Genomic DNA, 23322 nt, shown 5'->3' with positions numbered 1-23322 from the left:
CATATGCACCGACCCTAACCAACCGGGACGGCTCAGGGCGGTCCGAACCGGCTTCGTTCGCTTACAGCGTCACTCGTCGGATGCAGCCTCGGCCTCGGCGGCTTCCTCAGCGGCTTCCTCAGCAGCTTCCTCGGCGGCTTCCTCAGCGGCGGCCAGGGCCTCGGCGGCTTCATCCGCCTCGTCACCGGATTCGTCGGTGCCGAAGAACTCAGCGGTGTCGATCTCGTTGCCGTCGGTGTCGCTGACCGCAGCCGCACGCACCGCCGCCGCCAGCGCCATGCCACGGCGCACGTCGGCGAAGACCGCCGGCAGCTGGTTGTTCTGCTGCAGGAACTGCACCAGCTGCTGCGGCGGGATGCCGTACTGGCGGGCCATCAGCACCAGGTGCTGGGTGAGGTCGTTCTGCCCCACCTGGATCTCCAGCTTGTCGCCGAGCGCGTCGAGCAGCAGCTGGGTCTTCACCGACTTCTCGGCCTCACTGCGGGTCTCGGCGTCGAACTCGGCGCGCGAGGAGCCCTTCTCGGCCAGCGACTCGGCGAACTTGTTCTCATCGTGGTCCACAGCGTGCAGGGCGTTGTGCAGGGCATTGTCGACGTGCGCCTGCACCACGGCCTCGGGCAGCGGCATCTCGACCTGCTCGACCAGGGTCTCCAGCGTCACCTCACGGACCTTCTCGGCCTGCTGAATGCGCTTGGTCCGGCCCACCTGCTCGACGAGGTTCTCGCGCAGTTCGGCGATGGTGTCGTATTCGCTGGCCAGCTGCGCGAATTCGTCATCGGCCTCGGGCAGCTCACGCTCCTTGACCGCCTGAACCGTGACGGTGACCTCAGCGTCCTTGCCGGCCTGCGGGCCGGCCGCCAGCTTGGTGGTGAAGGACTTGCTCTCACCGGCCGACAGCCCCACGATGGCGTCGTCGAGGCCCTCGATGAGCTGACCCGATCCGACCTCGTGCGACAGCCCCTCGGTGGCAGCCCCTTCAACCGCTTCACCGTCGATGGTGGCGTCCAGGTCGATCGAGACGAAGTCGCCCTTGGCGGCCGGGCGGTCGACACCGGTCAGGGTGCCGAACCGGGCGCGCAGCGAGTCGAGCTCGGCGTCGACCTCTTCGTCGTTGACCTCGATGGGGTCCACGGAGATCTTGAGCTGCTCCAGGTCGGGCAGGGTGATGTCCGGGCGCACGTCCACCTCGGCGGTGAAGGCGATCTGCTCACCGTCGTCGAGCTTGGTGACCTCGATGTCGGGCTGGCCGAGGGGCTTGAGGTCCGACGTCGTGACCGCCTCGGTGTAGCGGCTCGGCAGCGCCTCGTTGACCACCTGCTGGAGCACCGCGGCACGACCGAAACGGGCCTCAATGAGCTTGGCCGGCGCCTTACCCGGCCGGAAACCCGGCAACCGCACCTGCTTGGCCAGCTCCTTGTAGGTCCGCTCGAAATCCGGCTGAAGCTCGGTGAACGGCACCTCAACGTTGATGCGAACCCGGGTCGGGGTCAGCTGCTCGACGGTGCTCTTCACGGGTGTACTCCTCGATATCGTTGACGTGGTCGGTCGTGCCGGGTGCGGCGCGCGCTAGTGGTCGGGGTGACAGGATTTGAACCTGCGGCCTTCCGCTCCCAAAGCGGATGCGCTACCAAGCTGCGCTACACCCCGCACTGACCAGGCGATCCTACGGCCCGGCATATCGGTGATCACAATGACCTGCTGCCAACGCCCCACAAAGGCACCGCGGCGGGGCAATTGGATTTCGGGTCCGCCACGCCGGTACAGTCTGGCTCTAGCTATTCATGCGGGCGTAGCTCAATGGTAGAGCCCTAGTCTTCCAAACTAGCTACGCGGGTTCGATTCCCGTCGCCCGCTCCACGAGGACCAGCGCGGAGGCCGTCGACCTGCAGTTCGACGGCCTCCAGCGGTGGTCTCCCCTGATGACCAGCGCCAGGCCAGTGGCAAATGCCGACCGGGGCCGGGGGCTGCTGTACTCACACGACACCGCCGACTTATCCTTCGAAGCGAGCTACGCGGGTCCGATCGCCCCGTCGCCCCGCGGAAGGGGATTCTCCCAAGCAGGAAGGCACGCCATGGGCGGCACACGGCACGTCCACATTCATGGGACGTGCTCCCCGCGCTTTGCGAAGGTGCGCGACGAGTTCGAACGCAACTTCACCGAGCGCGACGAACTCGGCGCGGCCGTGGCGGCCTATGTCGACGGCGAACTCGTGGTCAATCTGTGGGCCGGTTCCGTCGACGTCGAGGGGCAGCGGCCCTGGCAAGAAGACACGTTGAGCACCGTGCTGTCCGGCAGCAAGGGCCTGACCAGCACCTGCGTCCACCGGCTTGCCGAGGCCGGGGAGCTGGACCTGCGGGTGCCGGTGGCCCACTACTGGCCGGAGTTCGGCCAGGCCGGCAAAGACGACATCTCCCTGGCGATGGTGCTGGCGCACCGCTCCGGGGCGATCGGGCCGCGCGAACCGATGCACTGGCGCGACGTCACCGACTGGGATCTGGTCTGCGAGCGGTTGGCCGCCGCGGAACCGTGGTGGCGCCCCGGCACTGCGCAGGGCTACCACATGACCACCTACGGCTTCATCATCGGCGAAGTCGTCCGGCGGGTGACCGGACTGACAGTGAGCCAGTACCTGCGCACCGAGGTCGCCGGGCCGCTCGGCGCCGAGGTGCACATCGGGGTGCCAGCCGACCAGCAGCCCTACCGCTGCGCCGACCCGGTGGGCAAGCCGACGATCCGGGAGATGCTGTCCTCCGCCGGCGCGCCGAAGCGCCCGACCTCGTTGGACGACCACTCCAAGGCGGGACTGGCGGTCGCGATGGGGTTCGCCCCCGACGACGAGATCGCCACCAACGACCTGACCCTGTGGCGCCAACTGGAGTTCCCCGGCACCAACGCCCAGGTCTCCGCGCTGGGCATGGCCACCTTCTACAACGCACTGGTGCAGGAGAAGCTGCTCAGCCGCGCCACCATGGACCGCCTGCGGGTGCTGCAGGGCGGCACCGAAACCGATCTGGTGCTCGGCCCCCGGGTCGCCGAACATGGGTGGGGCATGGGTTACATGCTCAACGCCCAGGGGGTCAACGGGCCCAACCGGCGAATCTTCGGTCACGGCGGCCTCGGCGGGTCGTTCGCGTTCGCCGATCTGGAGCACCGGATCGGCTACGGCTACGTGATGAACCGGTTCGACCACACCCAGGCCAATGCCGACCCGCGCAGCGTGGTGTTGTCCAACGAGATCTACCGCGCACTCGGGGTGGCAATTCGGCCCCGGCGCGAAACGGTGTACGACGACTGAGGTTTAGCCTGCGGCCGGGGATCAGCGGTGGCCGGCCCCGGGCTGCCCGGGACTGCCCGGGTGGTCGAAGTCTCCGGGGTGTTCGGGCCCACCGGGTCCTTGAGGATGGGGTCCTTGGGGACCATGGGGTCCTTGGGGGCCGTGTTGGTCAAAGCCGCCCGGGCCGCGCTCATCGCCATGAAAATCGCGACTGTGGTCATTGCCGTCGCGATCGCGGTGGTGATCGTCGTGGCATTCGTTCTTCTCCCAGTTCACGCCCCACGTCGTGTCCCAGGTCTGGCCGGGGCACCAGTGATAGACCGGCGCCGGCACCGCGCGAGCTTGGGCGGCGACACCGAGCCCGATCAGCCCGGTGCCTGCGGCAACGGCAAGGGCGGCAGCCGAAATTCTGCTGAACGGTTTCATGCGGTCGGTTATAGCCGCCCTACCTGCCAGCGACCTGCCATAGAAACGGCCAAACAGCTTGAAAATAATGGGCTTTCGCTGGGAGTTGACTGGCCGACCCGGACATCAGGACTGACAGGACGGACACCAGAACACATTGCGGCCCTGTAGTTCCGCGGTGCGCACGGCAGTCCCGCACAGTCGGCAGGGGTCGCCGGCGCGGCGGTAGACGTAGGTGCGCGGCTTGCCGGCCGCGTACGCCGGAGCGCCGTGGTCGTCCTCGGGCCGGACGACGACGATGTTGCCGCGCCGCAGCCCGACCTTCATCAGCGCCACCAGATCGGCCCAGATCGCGGCGAAGTCCGCTTCGCCGATCGCTACGCCGGGTCGGTAGGGGTCGATCCGGTGCCGGAAAAGCACCTCGCTGCGGTAGACGTTGCCCACCCCGGCCAGCACCGACTGGTCCATCAGTAGCGCAGCAATAGATTTGCGGGACTTGGCGATTCGCTTGAAGGCCAGGGACGGGTCGGCGTCGGCGCGCAACGGGTCGGGCCCCAGCCGCGCGATCACGTCGGCGACTTGGGCCTCGTCGACCACTTCGCAGGCGGCCGGACCGCGCAGATCTGTGCCGTATTCGGCGCCCAGCATCCGCATCCGGACCTGGCCGACCGGGTCGGGCACGCCACCGTCAGCCAGGCCGAACTCGGTGAAGTGGCCGTAGATGCCCAGGTGCACGTGCACGATCGGCCCGCGCGCGTAGTGGTGGAACAGATGCTTGCCCCACGCCTCGGCACGCAGCAGCGACTGTCCGTCGACCATGGCGGCGCCGGTTTCGAAGCGGCCCTGCGGACTGGACACCGCTACCGGCGCGCCCGCGAAGCGGCGCTGGTGTAGCCGGGCCAGCCGGTGCAGGATGTGCCCCTCCGGCATGTCAGTCCAGTCTGTGCCGCGTCAGGCCGGCGCGCCGGGCACCGGAGGTGCCTCGTGGTTTCGTTCGTAGGCGGCCAGGATGTCGATCCGCCGTTGGTGACGTTCGGCCTCCGACCACGGGGTGCTCAGGAACGCGTCGACGATCGCGAGCGCTTCGGCGGTGGAGTGCATCCGGCCACCGATGCCGATCAGCTGGGCGTTGTTGTGTTCCCGGGCAAGCTGCGCGGTTTCGGTGCTCCACGCCAGCGCACACCGCGCCCCGGGCACCTTGTTGGCCGCGATCTGCTCGCCGTTGCCGGACCCGCCGATCACGATTCCGAGGCTGTCGGGGTCGGCAACCGTGCGGGCCGCCGCCGCGATGCAGAACGCCGGGTAGTCGTCCTCGGCGTCGTAGCTGAACGCCCCGCAGTCGACCGGCTCGTGGCCGGCCTGCTTCAGGTGCTCGACGATCTGTTCTTTGAGTTCGTAGCCGGCGTGGTCGCAGCCGAGGTAGACGCGCATGGCGTCATTGTCTCAGACCCGGTGCGCTCCCCCGCCAGCCGTCAGTCGAACTCCGGCGCCTCGCCCCGGGTGCGCTTGAGCTCCCAGAAATGCGGATAGGACGCGAAGGTCACCGACGCATCCCACAGCTGGCCCGCCTGCTCGCCGCGGGGGATACGCGACAACACCGGCCCGAAGAACGCCACCCCGTTGACGTGGATGGTCGGGGTCCCGACATCCTTGCCGACCGCGTCCATCCCGGCGTGGTGGCTCGCGCGCAGCGCGTCGTCGTAGGTGTCGGTGGTGGCGGCATCGGCAAGTTCGGCCGGCAGACCCACCTCGGCCAGCGCACCGGCGATCACGTCAGGGAAGTCCTTGTTGTTCTGGTTGTGGATCCGGGTCCCCATCGCGGTGTACAGCGGCCGCAGGATCTCGTTGCCGCGTAACTGTTCGGCGGCGATCGCAACCCGCACCGGACCCCATGCCTGCTTCATGCCCTCGCGATACTGCTCCGGAAGGTCGTCGCGGCCCTCGTTGAGCACGGCCAGGCTCATCACATGGAAGGTGACGTCGATGTCACGGACTTTCTCGACCTCCAGGATCCACCGAGAGGTGATCCAGCACCATGGGCACAGCGGGTCGAACCAGAACTCGGCTTGCGACTTCTCGGGCATGGGCGATCCTCTCAGCCAACAATGGACACGTCTGGAACGTCTAACGCGGCACCGGGCACATCTATGCCCGCACCGCGCGTTACAGGCTCAGCGCCAGCAGTGCGACCGCAACCGCTGGGAAGGCACCCTGGACGACGGCGGCGCGGGCCTTGTCCGGCGACGACGTCACCAGAACCAGTGCCGCGGCCAGCATGGAACCCACGCCGGCGAAGATCAGCGCAAGCCCAACGGTGTTGTGGTCCAACGCAACCGCGGCGATGCCGACTACCGTGACGATGGCCAGGAACAGGTTGTAGAAACCTTGGTTGAAGGCCAGCGCCTTGGTGGTCTCGGCCTCCTCGGCGGTGGTGCCGAAGACGGCCCGAGTGCGCGGTGAGGTCCAACTCAGCGACTCGAGCGCGAAGATGTAGACGTGCAACACCGCGGCGAGCGCGGCGAAGGTCAGACCGGCGAGGAGCATGGCCTCATTAAACTCGGTCCGGCGCCCGTCCGCACGGTCCGGCGGCTACTGTAGGCGGGCGTGGCACTTCCTAACCTCACCCGCGACCAGGCCGCCGAACGGGCCGCTGCGGTCACCGTCGTCAACTACCGGATCGCCCTGGACCTGACCGATGGCAGCGGCAAACCGGGCGAGCGCACCTTCCGCTCCACCACCACCGTCACCTTCGACGCACTGGCCGGCACCGACACCGTCATCGACATCGCCGCCGAGACGATCCGCAGCGCCACCCTCAACGGCCGCGCCCTCGACGTCTCGGCCTACGACGAGTCCGTCGGTGTGGTGCTGACCGGGTTGGCCGAGCACAACACCGTCGAGATCGACGCGCAGTGCTACTACTCCAACACCGGCGAAGGTCTGCACCGCTTCGTCGACCCGGTCGACGACGAGGTGTACCTGTACTCGCAGTTCGAAACCGCCGACGCCAAGCGGATGTTCGCCTGCTTCGACCAGCCAGACCTCAAGGCCACCTTCGACATCACCGTCACCGCGCCGCAGCATTGGCAGGTGATCTCCAACGGCGCCACGGTGGCCGTCGACGGCGGTGTTCACACCTTCGCGACCACGCCCAAGATGAGCACGTACCTGGTGGCGCTGATCGCCGGACCGTATGCCCGTTGGGACGACGTCTACCGTGACGAGCACAGCGAGATCCCGCTGGGCCTGTTCTGCCGGGCATCGCTGGCCGAGCACATGGACTCCGAGCGGCTGTTCACCGAGACCAAGCAGGGATTCGGGTTCTACCACAGCAACTTCGGTGTGCCGTATGCGTTCGGCAAGTACGACCAGCTGTTCGTGCCGGAGTTCAACGCCGGCGCTATGGAGAACGCCGGAGCGGTGACGTTCCTGGAGGACTACGTCTTTCGCAGCAAGGTGACCCGGGCGTCTTATGAGCGACGCGCCGAGACCGTGCTGCACGAGATGGCGCACATGTGGTTCGGCGACCTGGTCACCATGCGCTGGTGGGACGACCTGTGGCTCAACGAGTCGTTCGCGACGTTCGCCTCGGTGCTGTGCCAAAGCGAGGCAACCGAATACACCAGCGCCTGGACCACCTTCGCGAACGCGGAGAAGTCATGGGCCTACCGCCAAGACCAGCTGCCGTCGACGCACCCGATCGCCGCCGACATCCCCGACCTGGCCGCTGTGGAGGTCAACTTCGACGGGATCACCTACGCCAAGGGCGCATCCGTGCTCAAGCAGTTGGTGGCCTATGTCGGCTTGGACCACTTCCTGGCCGGCCTGCGCGACTACTTCGCCGCGCACGCCTTTGACAACGCCACCTTCGATGACCTGCTGGCCGCGCTGGAGAAGGCGTCCGGCCGGGATCTGTCCGACTGGGGCCGGCAGTGGCTGAAGACAACCGGCCTGAACACGCTGCGGGCGGACTTCGATGTCGACGACGACGGCCGGTTCACCCGGTTCGCGGTGACTCAGGGTGGTGCCGCCCCCGGTGCCGGTGAGACTCGGGTGCACCGGTTGGCGGTGGGGATCTACGACGACGACCCGAACTGTTCGGGCCGGCTGGTGCGGGTGCACCGCGAGGAGCTGGACATCGACGGGCCCAGCACCGAAGTTCCCGGCCTGGTTGGGGTTTCGCGCGGAAAGCTGATCCTGGTCAATGACGACGACCTGACCTACTGCGCGCTGCGGCTGGACCCGCAGTCGCTGGCGACCGCCACCCACCGCATCGCCGACATCGCCGAGTCGCTGCCGCGCACCCTGGTGTGGTCGGCGGCCTGGGAGATGACCCGTGAGGCCGAGTTGCGCGCCCGGGATTTCGTGGCGCTGGTGCAACGCGGCATCGGAGCCGAGACCGAGGTCGGTGTCGCCGCCCGGTTGCTGCTGCAGGCGCAGACCGCGCTGGGGTTTTACGCCGAGCCGGGCTGGGCCGCCGAGCAGGGTTGGCCGGCGTTCGCCGACCGGCTGCTGGAGTTGGCCCGCGGCGCCGATCCCGGCTCGGATCACCAGTTGGCCTATGTCAACGCGCTGTGCACCTCGGTGCTCGCCGAGCGGCACAACGCGGTGCTGGCCGCGCTGCTGGACGCCGACCCGGCCACTCAGGGGTTGGCCGGGCTGGCCGTTGACACCGACCTGCGCTGGCGGATCGTGGTGGCGCTGGCCCGCAGCGGCGCGCTGGACTCTGCGGCGATCGACGCCGAGGTCCAGCGTGACCCCACCGCGGCCGGCCGACGCCAGGGCGCCCAGGCTTCGGCGGCCCGGCCGGAACCCGCCGTCAAAGAAGCGGCCTGGCAGCAGGTGATCGAGGACGACACGTTGGCCAACATCACCGGCCGGGCGATCATCGCCGGAATCGTGCAGCCCGGCCAGGGTGAGCTGTTGGCGCCCTTCACCGCTCGCTATTTCGAGGCGATTTCCGGTGTGTGGGAGCGGCGATCCAGCGAGGTGGCGCAGACCGTGGTGGTGGGCCTGTACCCCGGCTGGGACGTCAGCCAGTCCGGATTGGACGCCGCCGACGCGTTTCTCGCCGATCCTTCGGTGCCGCCTGCGCTTCGGCGGTTGGTGGTGGAGGGCCGGGCCGGGGTGGAGCGGTCGCTGCGGGCACGCACCTTCGACACCGCTTGATCAGCGGTATCCCCCGTCGCGCAGGCCGGCGTCCTTCTCGAAACTGTTGATGCCGCCGAGGACTCGCGCCTTGGCCTCCTCGGCGAGGTAGCGAGCCGGCATCCGTATCGGTCCCAGGGCAGCCCACTGCTGAGCGTGGATCTCCTCGTGATGCAGCAGCGCGTCCAGGCCCGGGCCGCCCCGGCCGAGTCGGCCGGATTCGACGATCTCGCGCAGCCACCGGGCGGGTTCGGAGACGCGCTGCTGGGTGTTGACCAGGAACAGATCGCCCCACATAGTGCCGCCGCGGTGGCTGAATGAACCGTGAATTCGATTGCCGCCCAGCACCATCAGCACGCCGTTCGGGGTGGTGGCCACACAGCCGCCGGTGTTGCAGATGCTGCGGACCGCTGCGTAGCTCCAGCGATTGGCGCGCTGGCGATCGATGATCCGTCGCACTTCGGCGGCACCGTACGGCGTTTCGGGAAAATCGCTGCGAGCGCCGGGCCGGCCATAACCGGTGCCCGCATTGAGCAGGTAAGTCAACAGCGCCGCGCGGCGCGCGTCGTCGGCGCGGGCTGTTCGGGGGATCACGAAAAAGCTCTTACCGTCCGGGTCGGTGATCTGCTCCATCACATCCAAAGCCCGGAAGCTGTCACGTGTGATGCCCTGCCCGCGAACGATTTCGGTTACCGCTTGCGGGGCAACACCGCGCCGGTCGATGTTCGCCAGCCAGACCCGGTGCGCCGGGGAGGCCGACGCGACGGCGGCGCGGGCTAAAGACACCTGCCGCACGCTCGCCGAACCGATAAGGGCAGCCGTCAGGCCCGGGTGACGCCGGCGCTGATCACCTGAACCGCGCTGACCAGACCGTCGATCAGGTTGCCGTCGCGGAACGCCGCAGCCGCCGCGGCCACACCCTGCGGTGCCGCCGCTGGGGCAATGCGGTCAGCCACGCCGGCACCGTAGACCACCTCGATGGCCTTCTGGTCCGGTGAGACCGCGATGAGCACCGCGTCGTTGGGGGTGGGCACCTTCGCCAGAATCTCGCGGGCCCGCTCGGCGGTGTCAGCACCCAAGTCGCCGATGTAGGTGGCGAAACGCGCCTGAGTCGCCCGCGACGCGTAGGTCAGTGCCTCGTCGAGAGCCACCAGTTCCTTGACCGGGAACGGGTAGTGCAACGACGCCTCGCCGGGCTCAGTGACCCCGGAGATCCGGCCGCTGTTGGTGATCACCGAGCCGTACGGCAGGTCCGCCGGATCGATCGTCACGACTTCACCAGTTGCCACTGGTTCCACCCCCCACGCTGAACTCGGATTTGCCGTGGCCGTGTCCGCCGCCAATGGCCTCGTCGGTCGCCGACCACAGGATCGGCGGGTGTGTCCACTGCTCGGACATCTGGTAGGTGGCCGCGCGCGGCCCCTTGTGCAACAGGGTCCGTGCGGCCAGCAGTGCGAACACTGCTACCGGGATGCCGATGAAGATGCCGAGGGTTTCCAACAGGCTCACGCCGTAGACGGTATCCCACCGCTACCTGCCCGGTGCAACAACCCGGCCCGACACGGCGACCAGGTCAGGCCGCGCCTTCACCCAGATAGCGCATCCACACCGGATCGAGATCGTGGATCACCGCCAGCAACCGCCAATGCTGGCCCTTGGGCGAGGTCGGCACCAGCCGGAGCGTCCAGCCGATCTCGGTGAGCAACCGGTCCGCCTTGCGGTGGTTGCAGGTCGAGCACGCGGCCACGCAGTTCTCCCAGGAGTGGTCGCCGCCGCGGCTGCGCGGCACCACGTGGTCGACGGTGTCGGCCTTGCCGCCGCAGTAGGCACAGCTGTGTTGGTCGCGGTGCATCAGCGCGGCGCGGGTCAACGGGATCCGAGCCCGGTAGGGCACCCGGACATAGTTCCGCAGCCGGATCACCGAGGGCACCGGCACCGACCGGGTCGCCGAGTGGATGACCGGTCCGGCCGGATCGTCGTGCACGATGTCGGCCTTGCCGCAGATCAGCATGACCACGGCACGCCGCAGCGGAAGCGCCGTCAACGGCTCGAAGGTGGAGTTCAGCAGCAGTACTCGCCGGCGCGTCCAGATCGAGACGGCGTCATTGCCGGTCCCAGAACCGGAAGTGGCGACCGAATGCAGGCATGGGGCGGCGGCAAGCCCGCTCAGGCTCGCCGGTGGGGCACCGGGGGTGCGGTGGCCCCGACGTTTCATATCCGGTCTTGCAGCCGGTTTAGGTGTCGCACCATTGACCTCCGCCGAACAGTTCACCATGATTCGGCGCTGGTCGCACGCCTATTTGCTGTGTGTTCACCAGTAGGCGCCGGCGATGCCCCACAATGGGAGGCGATGCAGCCGATAGAAGAGCCCTCGTTTTATGACGCCGTCGGCGGTGCGAAAACGTTCCACGCCATCGTGTCGCGGTTTTACCAACTGGTCGCCCAGGATCCGATCCTGCGGCCGATGTACCCCGCCGACGACATGGACGGCGCCGAGGAGCGGTTACGGATGTTCCTCGAGCAGTACTGGGGCGGACCGCGCACCTACACCGAGCTTCGCGGCCACCCACGGCTGCGGATGCGCCATGTCCCCTACCGGATCGGCCCGCTGCAGCGTGATGCGTGGCTGCGCAACATGGTGACCGCGGTCAACGAGATCGACAGCGACACCCTTGACGACGCACACCGCGGCGAACTGCTGCAGTATCTGCATTCGGCGGCCGACTTCCTGGTCAACGCGCCGATCTGATGGCCACACACGACCGCCCCGGCCACACCCCGTGGTGGGCCGACAGTGCGTTCTACCAGGTGTATCCCCGCTCGTTCGCCGACAGCAACTCCGACGGGGTCGGCGACCTGGACGGGGTGACCGCACACCTGGACTACCTGCAGTGGCTGGGCGTCGACGCGCTGTGGCTCAACCCGGTGATGGTGTCGCCGATGGCCGACCACGGCTACGACGTGGCAGATCCGCGTGGCATCGATCCGCTCTTCGGTGACCTCGCGGCCTTGGATCGGGTGGTGGCCGCCGCGCACGAGCGGGGAATCAAGCTGACCATGGACCTGGTGCCCAACCACACCAGTTCGGCGCATCCCTGGTTCGTCGAGGCTTTGACCGCCAGGCCGGGCAGTCCCGCGCGGGACCGCTACTTCTTCCGGGACGGGCGCGGGCCCGACGGCCAGCTGCCACCCAACAACTGGGTGTCGGTCTTCGGCGGCCCGGCCTGGACGCGGGTCGCCGAACCCGACGGCCCGGGCCAGTGGTACCTGCACCTGTTCGATGTGTCACAACCGGATCTGAACTGGGACAACCCGGAGGTGTTGGCCGATTTCGAGCGAACCCTGCGGTTCTGGTTGGACCGCGGCGTGGACGGCTTCCGGATCGATGTCTCGCACGGCATGGCCAAGCCGGCCGGCCTGCCGGACATGCCGGTCACCGATGTGAAGCTGCTGGCCCACCGTGACGACGACCCGCGGTTCAACCGTCCGGGAGTGCACCCGATCCACCGGGCGATTCGCGGGGTCATCGACGACTACCCCGACGCGGTCAGCGTGGGCGAGGTCTGGGTACACGACAACGCTGCGTTCGCCGAGTACCTGCGGCCCGACGAGCTGCACCTGGCTTTCAACTTCCGGCTGCTGCAAGCCGACTTCGAAGCCACAGAGATCCGCGATGCGATCGACAATTCGCTGGCCGCCGTCGCGTCGGTGGGCGCCAGCGCCACCTGGGCGCTGGAGAACCACGACGTCGAGCGGGCGGTCACCCGCTACGGTGGCGGGACCGTCGGGCTGGACCGGGCGCGGGCCATGGCCCTGGTGCTGTTGGCCCTGCCCGGCGCGGTGTTCGTCTACAACGGCCAGGAGTTGGGCCTGCCGAACGTCGAGCTGCCCGATTCGGCCCTGCAGGACCCGGTGTGGGAGCGGTCCGGGCACACCGAACGCGGTCGTGACGGCTGCCGGGTGCCGCTGCCCTGGTCCGGTGACAGACCGGCGTTCGGCTTCTCCGACAACCCCAACACCTGGCTGCCGATGCCGCCGGACTGGGCGTCGCTGACCGTCGGCAAACAACGCAGCGAACGCAACTCGACGCTGTCGCTGTTCCGGCAGGCGCTGGCAATACGCAGGAGCAGAAACGCGCTCACCGGGTCACGGGTCGATTGGCTGGAGGCGCTACCGGGAATGCTGATCTTCCGGCGCGGCGGGCTGGTATGCGCGCTGAATGCCAGCAGCCGCCCGGTGGATCTTCCGGAAGGGCAGCTGGTCTTGGCCAGCGCGCCGGCGACGGGCGGTGTCTTGCCGCCCAACACCGCCGCGTGGCTGGTCTGACCGGCCGGTCACCTCACCGTCGTTCACGGACTCCCGGACCGCTTGCGGTGCTGGCGAATTCGGCGACCAGATCTGCCAGCCGGTCCGGCTGATCGATCATCGAGAACGTGCGCGCGCCGTCGATGAGTTCGAAGCGGGAGTTGGGCAGCGTCGCGGCGAGGCGCCTGCCGTCCTCGACGGGAAAGAACACATCATCGGCAGACCAGGCGATCAGGGCCGGCTTGGTGAACTCGTGCAGTCGCGCCCCGGCGTCCAGGGAGATCTGCTGGTTCAGCGACCTGGTGAGCTGACGGAGGTCTTCGACGACCGCGGCATCACCCAGCGCGGGTTTCACCCACGCTTTCACGAGCTGGTCGATGTCGCCGTGCGACAGCGCGCCGTATCCGCGACGACGGAACACCCGCAGCCGCATCGGCTGTAGCGCAGCACGGAAGGTGATCGCCGTCTTCGCGGCCAGCATGAACGGCTTCAGAATGGGCGGCGGGAAATGCTCGAAGGCGTCGCAGCTGGTCAGGACCAGTGCCCCGAGCCGGTCCGGGTGGTTGACCGCGACCAGTTGACTGATCAGGCCTCCGGTGTCGTTGCCGACCAACACCACATCCTCCAGGCCGAGTGCGCCCAGGAACGCGTCCACCATTGCGGCGATCCCCGGCAGGGTTCGATCAGCTCCGCTCCGCAACGCGCTCGGGTGCGCGCCCAGCGGCCAGTTCGGGGCGATGCAGCGCAGATTTCGCGCTGCCAGGCGCGCGCTCAGCGGCCCCCACAGCGAGGCGCCCATGGCGTAGCCGTGGATGAACAGCACCGGGCGGCCGTCCTGGGGGCCCGCGGTGTCGTAGTGGATTGTTCCGGCGTCAATGTCAACGGTGGGCATTGGATGCTCCTAACATAGTTACGTGCAACCTGCCGATAACTTACCGACAGCCTGTACGGAAATCAAGCGTCGGACCCAAGCGGAGCGGTCTGCCGCCACCCGTGCTGCCCTGACCAGTGCGGCCCGCAAGCTATGGGGTGCGCGTGGCTACGCGGCGGTGGGGACCCCGGAGATCGCCGAGGCGGCCGGGGTGACCCGCGGCGCGATGTATCACCAGTTCCCGGACAAGGCGGCACTTTTCCTGGCGGTCGTGGAGGCCGTGGAGGCGGACGTCATGGCGCGCCTCGCCGAAGCGGTCGCCGCATCCGGGGCAACCACACCCGCTGCTGCGCTGCGGTCAGCCGCCGAGAACTGGCTGGTGGTGGCCAAGGATCCGGAGGTGCGTCAACTCGTCCTGCTCGATGCACCCACCGTGCTGGGTTGGGACGGCTTTCGCGACGTCGCCCAGCGCTACAGCCTGGGCATGACCGAACAGCTGCTCAGCGAAGCCATGCAGACCGGACAACTCCCCCACCAGCCGGTCCGCGCGCTCGCCCACGTTCTGATCGGCGCGCTCGACGAAGCGGCGATGGTGATCGCGACAGCCGACGACCCCGAGCAGACCCGCGCCGACGTGAGCACCGTCATCCAACGGCTGCTCGACGCGATGCTCACCGAGGGCTGACCAGCCGCGTAGGCGCGCTCAGCGGATGAATTTCTCCAGATAGGCGCGATGGTCGGCGGACAGCCGCACCAGCTTCTGCTCGTCAATGCTGAAGGTGGCCAACTGTGTTTCGGCGATCACGGCGGGCCGCGAATCCGGGGCGGCGTGCGCCGAGCGCACCTCGTAGCCGATGGTGAAGTCCACCGTGCGCAGCCGCGACACCCACATCGTCACCTGCAGTGGCGAGTCCGTCAGCCGCAGCTGCCCTTTGTAGGCGACTTTCACCTCGGCGATCAGCAGACCGACGCTGGTGATGTCGACCGCGAAGGCCGGCGACAGGAACGGAACCCGCGCCTCTTCGAGCATCGTCACCATGGTCGCGTGGTTCACGTGCTGGTACATGTCGATGTCCGACCAGCGCACCGGAACCGATGCCACGAAGCCCACCGGCGCACCGGTGGATTCGCCTGCCGGACTCACGACGCCGCCCCGCGCGTCATGCTCCGGATCTGCCGCGCCGCCACCGACAGCGTCGCCAGATCCCGCTGGTCGGATTCGTAGATCTGGGTCAGCGTGCGCCGTGCCCGCTCCACGCGCGAGGCGTTGGTCGATTCCCATTCGGTGATTTTCTGCATCCCGTCCTCGTCCGGTTCCCCGACCGCCAGCACATCCAGGCACAGCGACCGCACCGAATTGTAGATGTCGTCGCGGATCGCCAACCGCGCCAAGGCATGCCAGCGGTCGTCACGGGGCAGCTGGGCGACCGCGGTCAGCAGCCCGTCGGTGCCCAGCCGATCCATCAGCGCAAAGTAGGTGTCGGCGACCTCGTCGGCGTCGCGTTCGGTGATATCGGCGATGTCGATGATGTCGAGCAGGCTGTAGCGGTACAAGCCGTGGGCGACGTCGGAAGCCAGGCCGCGGGGCACGCCCTGAGCCGCGAACTCGCCGATGTGTTTGGCCACGATGTCGGCGTCGTCGCCGCGCAGCCAGTCCGACATCCGAGGTGACAGCGCGGCGACCTGCTGGGCGAACCGATTGATCTCGGCGCCCACCGCCAGCGGCTGCGGGCGGTAGTTGAGCAGCCAACGGCCGGCCCGGTCGATGAGCCGCCGCAGGTCCAGCGTCATCCGGTCGGTCACCGCGACCGGCAGGCCGTCTTGCTCACCGGCGGCGCGGATGCGGCGCCACAGGTCGCCCACCCCGAAGATCGCGTCGGTCGCGACGTAGGCACGCACGGCGTCGATCAGCTCGACACCCGCGTCCTCGGTGATCCGGAAGGCGTAGGTGATGCCTGCGGTGTCCACCACATCGTTGATCAGCATCGTGGTGACGATTTCGCGGCGCAGTTGATGTTGGCGGATCTCGGCGCCGAAGCGCTGCTGCAGCGCCTGCGGGAAATACCGCGGCAACCGTGCGGCGAACACATCCTGTTCCGGTAAGTCGGTGGCCAGCACCGCCGCTTTCAGGGTCAGCTTGACGTGCGCCATCAGGGTGGCCAACTCCGGTGAGGCCAGGCCCAGCCCGGCCTCGGCGCGTCGAGCGATCTCCTTCTCCGACGGCAGCGCTTCCAGTTCACGGTTGAGGCCGCGGTCGGCCACCAGGTGCCGGATCTGATCGGCGTGCACCGGCAGCAGGCTCGCGGCGTTGGCCCGGCTGGTGCCCATCAGGTCGTTCTGGGCGGTGTTGTCGGCCAGCACCAGCGCGCTGACCTCGTCGGTCATCGACGCCAGCAGTTGCGGCCGGTCTGCGGCGTCGACCTTGCCGACGGTGACCAGGGCGTCGATCAGGATCTTGATGTTGACCTCGTGGTCGGAGCAGTCGACTCCGGCGGAGTTGTCCAGCGCGTCGGTGTTGATCCGCCCACCGGCCAAGTCGAATTCGACGCGGCCCAGGGGCGTGACGCCGAGGTTTCCGCCTTCGCCGATCACCTTGGCGCGCACCTGGTTTCCGTTGACCCGGACCTGGTCGTTGGCACGGTCGCCCACATCGGCGTCGGATTCGGACTCGGCTTTGACGTAGGTGCCGATGCCGCCGTTGAACAGCAGGTCGACGGGAGCCCGCAGAATGGCCCGGATCAGCACCGGCGGAGTGAGCTCGGTGATGTTCTCGTCGAGACCCAGCACGCCGGCGACCTGCGGGCTGACCGGCACGGATTTCAGGTCTCGCGGGTAGACACCACCACCGGCGCTGATCAGCGACTTGTCGTAGTCGTCCCAGCTGGAGCGGGGCAGGTCGAACATCCGCTGACGCTCGGCGAAAGACCGGGCGGGGTCGGGGTCGGGGTCAAGGAAGATGTGCCGGTGGTCGAAGGCGGCCACCAGCCGGATGTGTTCGCTGCGCAGCATGCCGTTGCCGAACACGTCGCCGCTCATGTCGCCGACTCCCACGACGGTGAAATCCTCGGTCTGGGTATCGATTCCCATCTCCCGGAAGTGCCGCTTGACCGACTCCCACGCGCCCTTGGCGGTGATGCCCATCTCCTTGTGGTCGTAGCCGACCGACCCGCCGGACGCGAACGCGTCACCCAGCCAGTAGCCGTAGGACTTGGCAACGTCGTTGGCGATGTCGGAGAAGCTGGCGGTCCCCTTGTCGGCGGCCACCACCAGGTACGCGTCGTCTCCGTCACGACGCACGACCTGCGGCGGCGCGCTGACCGCACCGGTGGCGTGGTCGACGTTGTCGGTGACGTCGAGCAGACCGGAGATGAACAGCGTGTAGCAGGCGATCCCTTCGTCGCGGGCTGCCTCGCGATCCGCCACCGGGTTACCACTGGGCGTCGGTGGGTGTTTGACGACGAACCCGCCTTTGGCTCCGGTCGGGACGATGACGGCGTTCTTGACCTCTTGCGCTTTGACCAGGCCGAGGATCTCGGTGCGATAGTCCTCGCGTCGGTCGGACCAGCGCAGCCCGCCGCGCGATACGAAGCCGAACCGCAGGTGCACGCCCTCGACACGGGGTGAGTAGACGAAGATCTCGAACTTCGGCCGCGGCAGCGGCAACTCGTCGATCAGGCCGGCATCCAGCTTGAGTGCCAGCACGTTACGTGCCCGTGCCGAATCAGACCGGGTGACAAAGTAATTGGTACGCAGGGTGGCTTGAATCAGCGAGGCGAATGCACGCAGCACCCGGTCGGTGTCCAGGCTCACCACCGCGTCGATGCCGGCCGCGACGTCAGCGGCTGCGGCTTGCGCGTCACGGTTGCGGTGCGTGCGGGATGGGTCGAACAATGCCTCAAACAGCGCCACCAGGGCACGCGCGATACCCGGATACTCGTTGAGCACCGAGGCGATGTGGTTCTCGCTGTAGGGAAAACGGGCCTGGCGCAGGTATTTGGCGTAACCGCGCAGCACCACCACCTGTTGCCAGTTCAGCCCGGCGCGCAGCACCAGCTCGTTGAATCGGTCGGGCTCGACCCGGCCCTCCCAGATCGCGGTCACCCCGTCGGCGAACCGCTGTTGGGCGTCGTCCCGCTCGGCGCCGGTCGCCGGGATCTCGATGGTGGGGTGTGCGGACACCTTGAACTTGTAGATCCACACCTGCAGGCCGTCAGCCCGGGTGACGGTGAACGGCCGCTCTTCGAGCACCGCCACCCCCATGCACTGCAGCATCGGCAGCAGTTGGCTCAGCGACGCACCGTGCCCGCCGAGGAACCAGGCCAACTGACTTCCGTCGGCCTCGCCGTAGTCGGAGAACACCAACTTGACCGAGTCGGCGGTAAGCCGCTCGATGATGGCGATGTCGCCGACGGCTTCGGCTGGAGTGACAGCCTGCTTGTAGATTTCGCCGAAGGCGGCGGCATAGTGTTCGGCCACGTCGGCGTCGATGGAGTCCTGCGCCGCCGTCTCGAGCAACCGGTCTCCCCAGGTGCGGGTGGCCTCGGCCAGCAGCGCCTGGATCCGGACCCGGTTGGACTCGCCGGTGTCGACCGAACGGGCGTCGGGATCGTCGGACAAGCGGACCATGAAATGCAACAGCGCCCACGGCGCTTCGCTGACGCGCGCGCTGTATTCCAGCCCTACCCCACCGAACTCGTGGATCAGGATGTCCTCCATGTGCAACCGCACCGCGGTGGTGTAGCGGTCCCGGGGCAGGTACACCAGGCAGGACACAAAGCGCCCGGTCCGGTCGCCGCGCAGGAACAACAGGGTTCCGCGCCGCGCGCCCAGGTCGGAGACCGCCATCGCCATGTTCAGCAACTGCTCCGCGTCGATCGCGAAAAGCTCTGAGCGCGGGACCGTTTGGATGATGTCGAGCAGCAGCTGCCCGGGGTGGCCGGGCTCCTTCTCCGCCAGGGCCAGGGCGTGGCGGACGGTGTGTGAGATGACCGGTATCTCGAAGACGTCGGCATTCATGGCGCCGGCGGTGAACAGACCGACGAAGCGGTGCGCGACGATGCTGTCGCCGGTGTCCTCGCGGATCACCACCACATAGGTGCGCGAACTGAATCGCATGTAGCTGGGCACGGTGGCCTGCGCCAGGGTCAGCAGGTTATCGCCGGTGAGCCTGGGCCGCAATGACTTACGCAGCCGCAGCACTCCCAGCCGGGCGGCATCTTCGACCAAGACCTGCCCATCGCGCACCACACCGCTCTGGTACCCCAGCAGCACGAAGTGCCCGTCGGCCAGCCACTGCAGCAATGCGGCGACATCCTCGCGGTCCGGCGCGGTGTAATGCCCGTGCGCGTTGGCTTCGACGTCGGCCGCCAGCTCGGTGAGCGCGCTGCGCATCGCCGTGGAGTCGATCGCGACCTGGCGGACGTCGGCCATCACATCGGGCAGCAGCCGTTCGGTCTCGGCGAGGGTGTTGCGGGTGACCGTCGGTGAAAGCTGGACATGGATCCAGGCCTCAGCCCCCGCGGAGCCGTCTGCGGATCTTGGTTCCACCGAGCGCAGTTCCCCGGCCGCATCGCGCTGCACGGTGAACACCGGCGTCATGATCCCGACGTAGGCCACCCCGAGCCGGTGCAGCAGCACCGCCACCGAGTCCATCAGCATGCCGCCGTGCTCGGTGACCACCTGCAGTGCCGGCCCGAAACCAGCCGGATCGTCGGCGGGGTACACCGCAACGCGGGTCTCACCGGCTTGCCGGTGCTGCGCCAGCCGGGCGTGCGCGGCCAGCAGCGCCGGGGTCACGACGGCGACGGCGGCGGCCCGGCTGGCCGGATCGGTGCCCGACGGTTCGTCGCTGACCAAAGAGTCGCTGTGCGACCCGCGATAGGTCTCGACATAGGCGGCCGACACCCAAGCAGGAATGCCTTGCGGCTCAGAGGGATCGGGAAATGTTGTCCACGCGGTCGATTCCTTGGTGGACTTTGTCATCCCCACCCCTCCTGACTAGTGTCAGCTCCGGCAGCGCCGCTACCGAGCCAACATTAGTCGCGGGTGAGCCTGCGGTGGGTCACTCGATGCGGACGCGCCGCTTCGGCGCCGAGCCGTTCCACCTTGTTCTCCTCGTAGGCACCGAAGTTGCCCTCGAACCAGAACCACTTGGCCTCGTTGTCGTCGTCACCCTCCCACGCCAGGATGTGGGTGCAGGTGCGGTCCAGGAACCAGCGGTCGTGGCTGATGACCACGGCACATCCCGGGAACTGTTCGAGGGCGTTCTCGAGTGAACCGAGCGTTTCGACATCGAGGTCGTTGGTCGGCTCGTCCAGCAGGATCAGGTTGCCGCCCTGCTTGAGGGTCAACGCCAGGTTCAGCCGGTTGCGTTCACCACCGGAGAGCACACCGGCAGGCTTCTGCTGATCGGGGCCTTTGAACCCGAACGCCGAGACGTAGGCCCGCGACGGGATCTCGTTCTGCCCGACCTCGATGTAGTCCAAGCCGTCGGAGACAACTTCCCAGACCGTCTTCTTCGGGTCGATGCCGGCACGGTTCTGGTCGACGTAGCTCAACTTGACCGTGTCGCCGACCTTGACCGTGCCGCTGTCCGGCTTTTCCAGACCGACGATCGTCTTGAACAGGGTGGTCTTGCCGACGCCGTTGGGACCGATCACGCCGACGATGCCGTTGCGCGGCAGCGTGAACGACAGATCCTTGATCAACAGCCGCCCGCCGAACCCCTTGTCGAGGTGTTCGACCTCCACCACCAGGTTGCCCAGCCGCGGTCCGACCGGGATCTGGATCTCCTCGAAGTCGAGCTTGCGGGTCTTCTCCGCCTCGACCACCATCTCCTCGTACCGCTGCAGGCGGGCCTTGTTCTTGGCTTGGCGGGCCTTGGCACCCGAGCGCACCCAGGCGAGTTCGTCCTTGAGCCGCTTCTGCAGCTTCTGGTCCTTCTTGCCCTGCACCTCGAGGCGGTCGGCCTTCTTCTCCAAGTAGGTCGAGTAGTTGCCCTCGTAGGGGTAGGCCCGGCCGCGGTCGAGCTCCAGGATCCACTGCGCCACGTTGTCGAGGAAGTAGCGGTCGTGGGTGACCGCGAGGATGGCGCCCGGGTAGGAGGCCAGGTGCTGCTCGAGCCACAGCACGCTCTCGGCGTCGAGGTGGTTGGTGGGCTCGTCAAGGAGCAGCAGGTCGGGCTTGCTCAGCAGCAGTTTGCACAGCGCCACCCGCCGGCGCTCACCCCCGGAGAGGTGGGTGACGGGCTCGTCGGGCGGCGGGCAGCGCAGCGCGTCCATCGCCTGTTCGAGCTGCGAATCGATGTCCCAGGCGTCGGCGGCGTCAAGCTCCTCCTGGAGCTTGCCCATCTCTTCCATCAGCTCATCGGTGTAGTCGGTGGCCATCAGCTCGGCGACCTCGTTGTACCGATTGAGCTTGGCCTTGATCGGCACGCCCTCTTCGACGTTCTCCCGGACGGTCTTGGTGTCGTCCAGTGGCGGCTCCTGCAACAGGATGCCGACGGTGGCGCCGGGCGCCAGGAAGGCGTCGCCGTTGTTCGCTTTGTCCAGCCCAGCCATGATCCGCAGGACGCTGGACTTGCCGGCGCCGTTGGGACCGACGACACCGATCTTGGCGCCGGGCAGGAAGTTCAGCGTCACGTCGTCGAGGATGACTTTGTCGCCGTGTGCTTTGCGCACCTTCTTCATCGTGTAGATGAACTCAGCCATGCCGGGGTGTCGCCTCCTGGTCTCGCGAATTTGCTCGCTGACCATCCTAGGGGGTAACCCCGGCACCGCCGTCGGCTGCTCTCAGGCGGTGAGCGCCATCCCCTCATCGGCGTCGGCGTCCTCCTCGGCGGAATCCGGGTCGTCGGCCTCGTCGCTACGGGCGGCAGCGGGCGGGCTGTCCGGTCCGGCGGCGATGATCTTCTCCACCCGGGCCGCGCACCGCGCCAGGTCGGGGCCCACCGCGGTCGCGCGCAGCTCCACCGACGAGCGGCGAACCCCGTCCTTGTCCTCGTACTCGCTGGTGAAGACATGGCCGACCACGATCACCGGCAACCCCTTACTCAGCGACGCCCCGACCCCGGTGACCAACCTGTCCCAGCAGTTGACCGTCACGAACAGCGAGTTACCGGTCTCCCAGCTGCCGTCGGCACCGCGTCGGCGAGAGTTGCTTGCGACCCGGAACTTGATCAGTTCGTGCTCGCCCACCCGGCGGCGGATCGGGTCGTTGACGATGTTGCCGATCACGGTCAGCGTTGTCTCGAACATTGCACGTTTCCTTCCTGGTTGCGGCGAACCTGACGGGCTCGCCGGCGTTGCACCCATTGGGCCGGGCGGGCCCGACAACGAACCCGGGCCGGCCGTCGCGCGCAACGGCAACTGGGGAAGAACAGCGGATTGGGGATAACCTCGCCGGGCGCCTAGGTGCGCGGCTTGCCGACAGTCACCGGCGCATTCCAGTTCGAGAAGGTGATCGTCACCGACGCGTCCTCGCCGGCGGCCAGCTCCAGCGCGACCAGGTGGTGATCACCGGTCTCCTGGATCCAGACCGTGCATGCGGTCCGTTTGGTGGCGTGCAGCTGCGGCACGATCTTCTTCGCCACGTCAGCCGACACCTCGCCGGTGATCCGGACGGTGTGCACGTCATCGACGGTCTCGCGCTCCTGGACCTCGGGATCGACGAAATCGGTCAGCATGCCGGCCAGCCCGGTTTCGGGGCTCAGGATGTTGGCCGCGTCATAGAAGTTCGCGGCGGGACCGTAGTCGATCCAGCGGCCGTGCTCCTGCGAGACGTAGAAGTCGCCGCCGAACACCACGAACGCGACATAGGCCGGAGCGCCCCGGTAGGCGATCTTGGCGTAGCCCTTTGCCGCGGGGCCCGGCTGCTGAGTCACGTCGGCGTCGAGCGCCGTGACCGGCATGTTCTCGATGTTGCCGGTCACCGACAGCGACAGGCGCACGGTCTCGAGTTCCGCGGTGGTGGCGCTGGACTCCTTCAGGATCGCCGCTGCGTCCGGCAGCGGCTCGGTGGACTTCTTCGACGACGACGACGACGGCGACGGCGACGCGGTGGATGACGGCACCGATGAGGTTGGCGCAGTCGTGGCGGAGGTCGTCGGAGCGGCGGATGCCGGCGCATCCGTCGGAGCCTGCGGCGAGGGGGTGGCTGAGCAACCGGCGACCAGGGCAGCAGCAGCGCTGACCACGGTCAGGACGCCTGGGAGCCTGCGCATGCCGCCATCGTAGAGGCCACCCGCCCGGCCGGGCAGCTCCTGCTGTGCGGCGAGAAGTGGGCGGGCGGTTGGTATACGTTGCTTGCGGTGGGTACCAA

Annotated in this window: 21 protein-coding genes and 2 tRNA genes; 6 read left to right on the top strand and 17 right to left on the bottom strand. The window is 67.8% G+C overall.

Annotated elements, in window-relative coordinates:
- Positions 1–69: 69 nt before the first annotated feature.
- Both tig and ABW16_RS14670 read right to left on the bottom strand, forming a co-directional pair.
- A complete protein-coding gene (gene tig, locus ABW16_RS14675) occupies positions 70–1512 on the bottom strand; it encodes a trigger factor (protein ID WP_047319924.1) in 1443 nt (480 codons plus the stop codon).
- 58 nt (positions 1513–1570) lie between these two features.
- A tRNA-Pro gene (locus ABW16_RS14670) sits at positions 1571–1647 on the bottom strand.
- 136 nt (positions 1648–1783) lie between these two features.
- On the opposite strand from ABW16_RS14670, the gene ABW16_RS14665 reads away from it, so the two are divergent.
- Together ABW16_RS14665 and ABW16_RS14660 are read left to right on the top strand one after the other, a co-directional pair.
- A tRNA-Gly gene (locus tag ABW16_RS14665) sits at positions 1784–1857 on the top strand.
- 215 nt (positions 1858–2072) lie between these two features.
- Positions 2073–3296, top strand: a complete 1224-nt coding sequence (locus tag ABW16_RS14660) for a serine hydrolase domain-containing protein (protein ID WP_047320007.1) — start codon at positions 2073–2075, stop codon at positions 3294–3296.
- Between the two features lie 21 nt (positions 3297–3317).
- On the opposite strand, the gene ABW16_RS24445 is transcribed toward ABW16_RS14660, so the two are convergent.
- From ABW16_RS24445 to ABW16_RS14640, 5 genes are all read right to left on the bottom strand, one after another.
- Entirely contained in the window at positions 3318–3701 is a 384-nt protein-coding gene (locus ABW16_RS24445; protein ID WP_082134126.1) for a hypothetical protein, read from the bottom strand.
- 105 nt (positions 3702–3806) lie between these two features.
- Positions 3807–4610 (bottom strand): Fpg/Nei family DNA glycosylase, encoded by an 804-nt coding sequence (locus ABW16_RS14655; RefSeq protein WP_047319923.1) that lies wholly within the window; start codon positions 4608–4610, stop codon positions 3807–3809.
- A 21-nt stretch (positions 4611–4631) separates the two neighbouring features.
- Complete coding sequence (locus ABW16_RS14650) at positions 4632–5111, bottom strand: ribose-5-phosphate isomerase (RefSeq protein WP_047319922.1); 480 nt, start codon at positions 5109–5111, stop codon at positions 4632–4634.
- A gap of 41 nt (positions 5112–5152) precedes the next feature.
- A complete protein-coding gene (locus tag ABW16_RS14645; protein ID WP_047319921.1) occupies positions 5153–5764 on the bottom strand; it encodes a DsbA family oxidoreductase in 612 nt (203 codons plus the stop codon).
- Positions 5765–5843: 79 nt separating this feature from the next.
- Positions 5844–6224: a DUF1304 domain-containing protein gene (locus tag ABW16_RS14640; RefSeq protein ID WP_047319920.1), complete on the bottom strand. Its 381-nt coding sequence runs from the start codon at positions 6222–6224 to the stop codon at positions 5844–5846.
- Between the two features lie 60 nt (positions 6225–6284).
- Here ABW16_RS14640 and pepN point away from each other — a divergent pair, with 60 nt between their 5' ends.
- Positions 6285–8849 carry an aminopeptidase N gene (gene pepN / locus ABW16_RS14635; protein ID WP_047319919.1) on the top strand — a complete coding sequence of 855 codons (2565 nt, stop codon included), beginning with the start codon at positions 6285–6287 and terminating at the stop codon, positions 8847–8849.
- On the opposite strand, the gene ABW16_RS14630 is transcribed toward pepN, so the two are convergent.
- The 4 genes from ABW16_RS14630 to ABW16_RS14615 all read right to left on the bottom strand — a co-directional run bounded on the left by ABW16_RS14630 (position 8850) and on the right by ABW16_RS14615 (position 11043).
- Positions 8850–9614, bottom strand: a complete 765-nt coding sequence (locus ABW16_RS14630) for a hypothetical protein (protein WP_233424778.1) — start codon at positions 9612–9614, stop codon at positions 8850–8852.
- Between the two features lie 35 nt (positions 9615–9649).
- Complete coding sequence (locus ABW16_RS14625) at positions 9650–10117, bottom strand: DUF5130 domain-containing protein (protein WP_047319918.1); 468 nt, start codon at positions 10115–10117, stop codon at positions 9650–9652.
- Positions 10104–10337: an aa3-type cytochrome oxidase subunit CtaJ gene (gene ctaJ, locus ABW16_RS14620; protein WP_047319917.1), complete on the bottom strand. Its 234-nt coding sequence runs from the start codon at positions 10335–10337 to the stop codon at positions 10104–10106. Before ctaJ ends, ABW16_RS14625 begins: the two co-directional genes overlap by 14 nt.
- 64 nt (positions 10338–10401) lie before the next feature.
- Positions 10402–11043 carry an HNH endonuclease gene (locus ABW16_RS14615; RefSeq protein ID WP_052956925.1) on the bottom strand — a complete coding sequence of 214 codons (642 nt, stop codon included), beginning with the start codon at positions 11041–11043 and terminating at the stop codon, positions 10402–10404.
- A 135-nt stretch (positions 11044–11178) separates the two neighbouring features.
- Here ABW16_RS14615 and ABW16_RS14610 point away from each other — a divergent pair, with 135 nt between their 5' ends.
- Together ABW16_RS14610 and ABW16_RS14605 are read left to right on the top strand one after the other, a co-directional pair.
- A complete protein-coding gene (locus ABW16_RS14610; RefSeq protein WP_047319916.1) occupies positions 11179–11577 on the top strand; it encodes a globin in 399 nt (132 codons plus the stop codon).
- On the top strand, positions 11577–13154 hold the full coding sequence (locus ABW16_RS14605; RefSeq protein ID WP_047319915.1) for a glycoside hydrolase family 13 protein: 1578 nt from the start codon (positions 11577–11579) through the stop codon (positions 13152–13154). The genes ABW16_RS14610 and ABW16_RS14605 overlap by 1 nt, the downstream gene beginning before the upstream one ends.
- Positions 13155–13167: 13 nt before the next feature.
- Here the strand turns inward: ABW16_RS14605 and ABW16_RS14600 are convergent, their stop codons facing one another.
- Positions 13168–14025 carry an alpha/beta fold hydrolase gene (locus tag ABW16_RS14600; RefSeq protein WP_047319914.1) on the bottom strand — a complete coding sequence of 286 codons (858 nt, stop codon included), beginning with the start codon at positions 14023–14025 and terminating at the stop codon, positions 13168–13170.
- Between the two features lie 22 nt (positions 14026–14047).
- Here ABW16_RS14600 and ABW16_RS14595 point away from each other — a divergent pair, with 22 nt between their 5' ends.
- Complete coding sequence (locus tag ABW16_RS14595) at positions 14048–14689, top strand: TetR/AcrR family transcriptional regulator (RefSeq protein WP_047319913.1); 642 nt, start codon at positions 14048–14050, stop codon at positions 14687–14689.
- A gap of 18 nt (positions 14690–14707) precedes the next feature.
- Here ABW16_RS14595 and ABW16_RS14590 read toward each other — a convergent pair whose 3' ends face one another.
- From ABW16_RS14590 to ABW16_RS24440, 5 genes are all read right to left on the bottom strand, one after another.
- A complete protein-coding gene (locus ABW16_RS14590; RefSeq protein WP_268768040.1) occupies positions 14708–15115 on the bottom strand; it encodes an acyl-CoA thioesterase in 408 nt (135 codons plus the stop codon).
- A 29-nt stretch (positions 15116–15144) separates the two neighbouring features.
- Positions 15145–19986 (bottom strand): NAD-glutamate dehydrogenase, encoded by a 4842-nt coding sequence (locus ABW16_RS14585; RefSeq protein ID WP_047319912.1) that lies wholly within the window; start codon positions 19984–19986, stop codon positions 15145–15147.
- Between the two features lie 53 nt (positions 19987–20039).
- The gene (gene ettA, locus ABW16_RS14580; RefSeq protein WP_047319911.1) at positions 20040–21713 is read right to left on the bottom strand and encodes an energy-dependent translational throttle protein EttA; all 1674 of its coding nucleotides are present in this window, start codon (positions 21711–21713) and stop codon (positions 20040–20042) included.
- An 81-nt stretch (positions 21714–21794) separates the two neighbouring features.
- A complete protein-coding gene (locus ABW16_RS14575) occupies positions 21795–22259 on the bottom strand; it encodes a single-stranded DNA-binding protein (protein ID WP_047319910.1) in 465 nt (154 codons plus the stop codon).
- Positions 22260–22411: 152 nt separating this feature from the next.
- Positions 22412–23224, bottom strand: coding sequence for an LppX_LprAFG lipoprotein (locus tag ABW16_RS24440; RefSeq protein ID WP_082134125.1), 813 nt, complete (start codon positions 23222–23224; stop codon positions 22412–22414).
- Positions 23225–23322: the final 98 nt, after the last annotated feature.

It is taken from the genome of Mycolicibacter heraklionensis, assembly GCF_001021505.1.
GTDB lineage: Bacteria > Actinomycetota > Actinomycetes > Mycobacteriales > Mycobacteriaceae > Mycobacterium > Mycobacterium heraklionense.
Note: the sequence above shows the minus strand (reverse complement) of the source record. Positions and strands in the feature narration are given on the sequence as shown.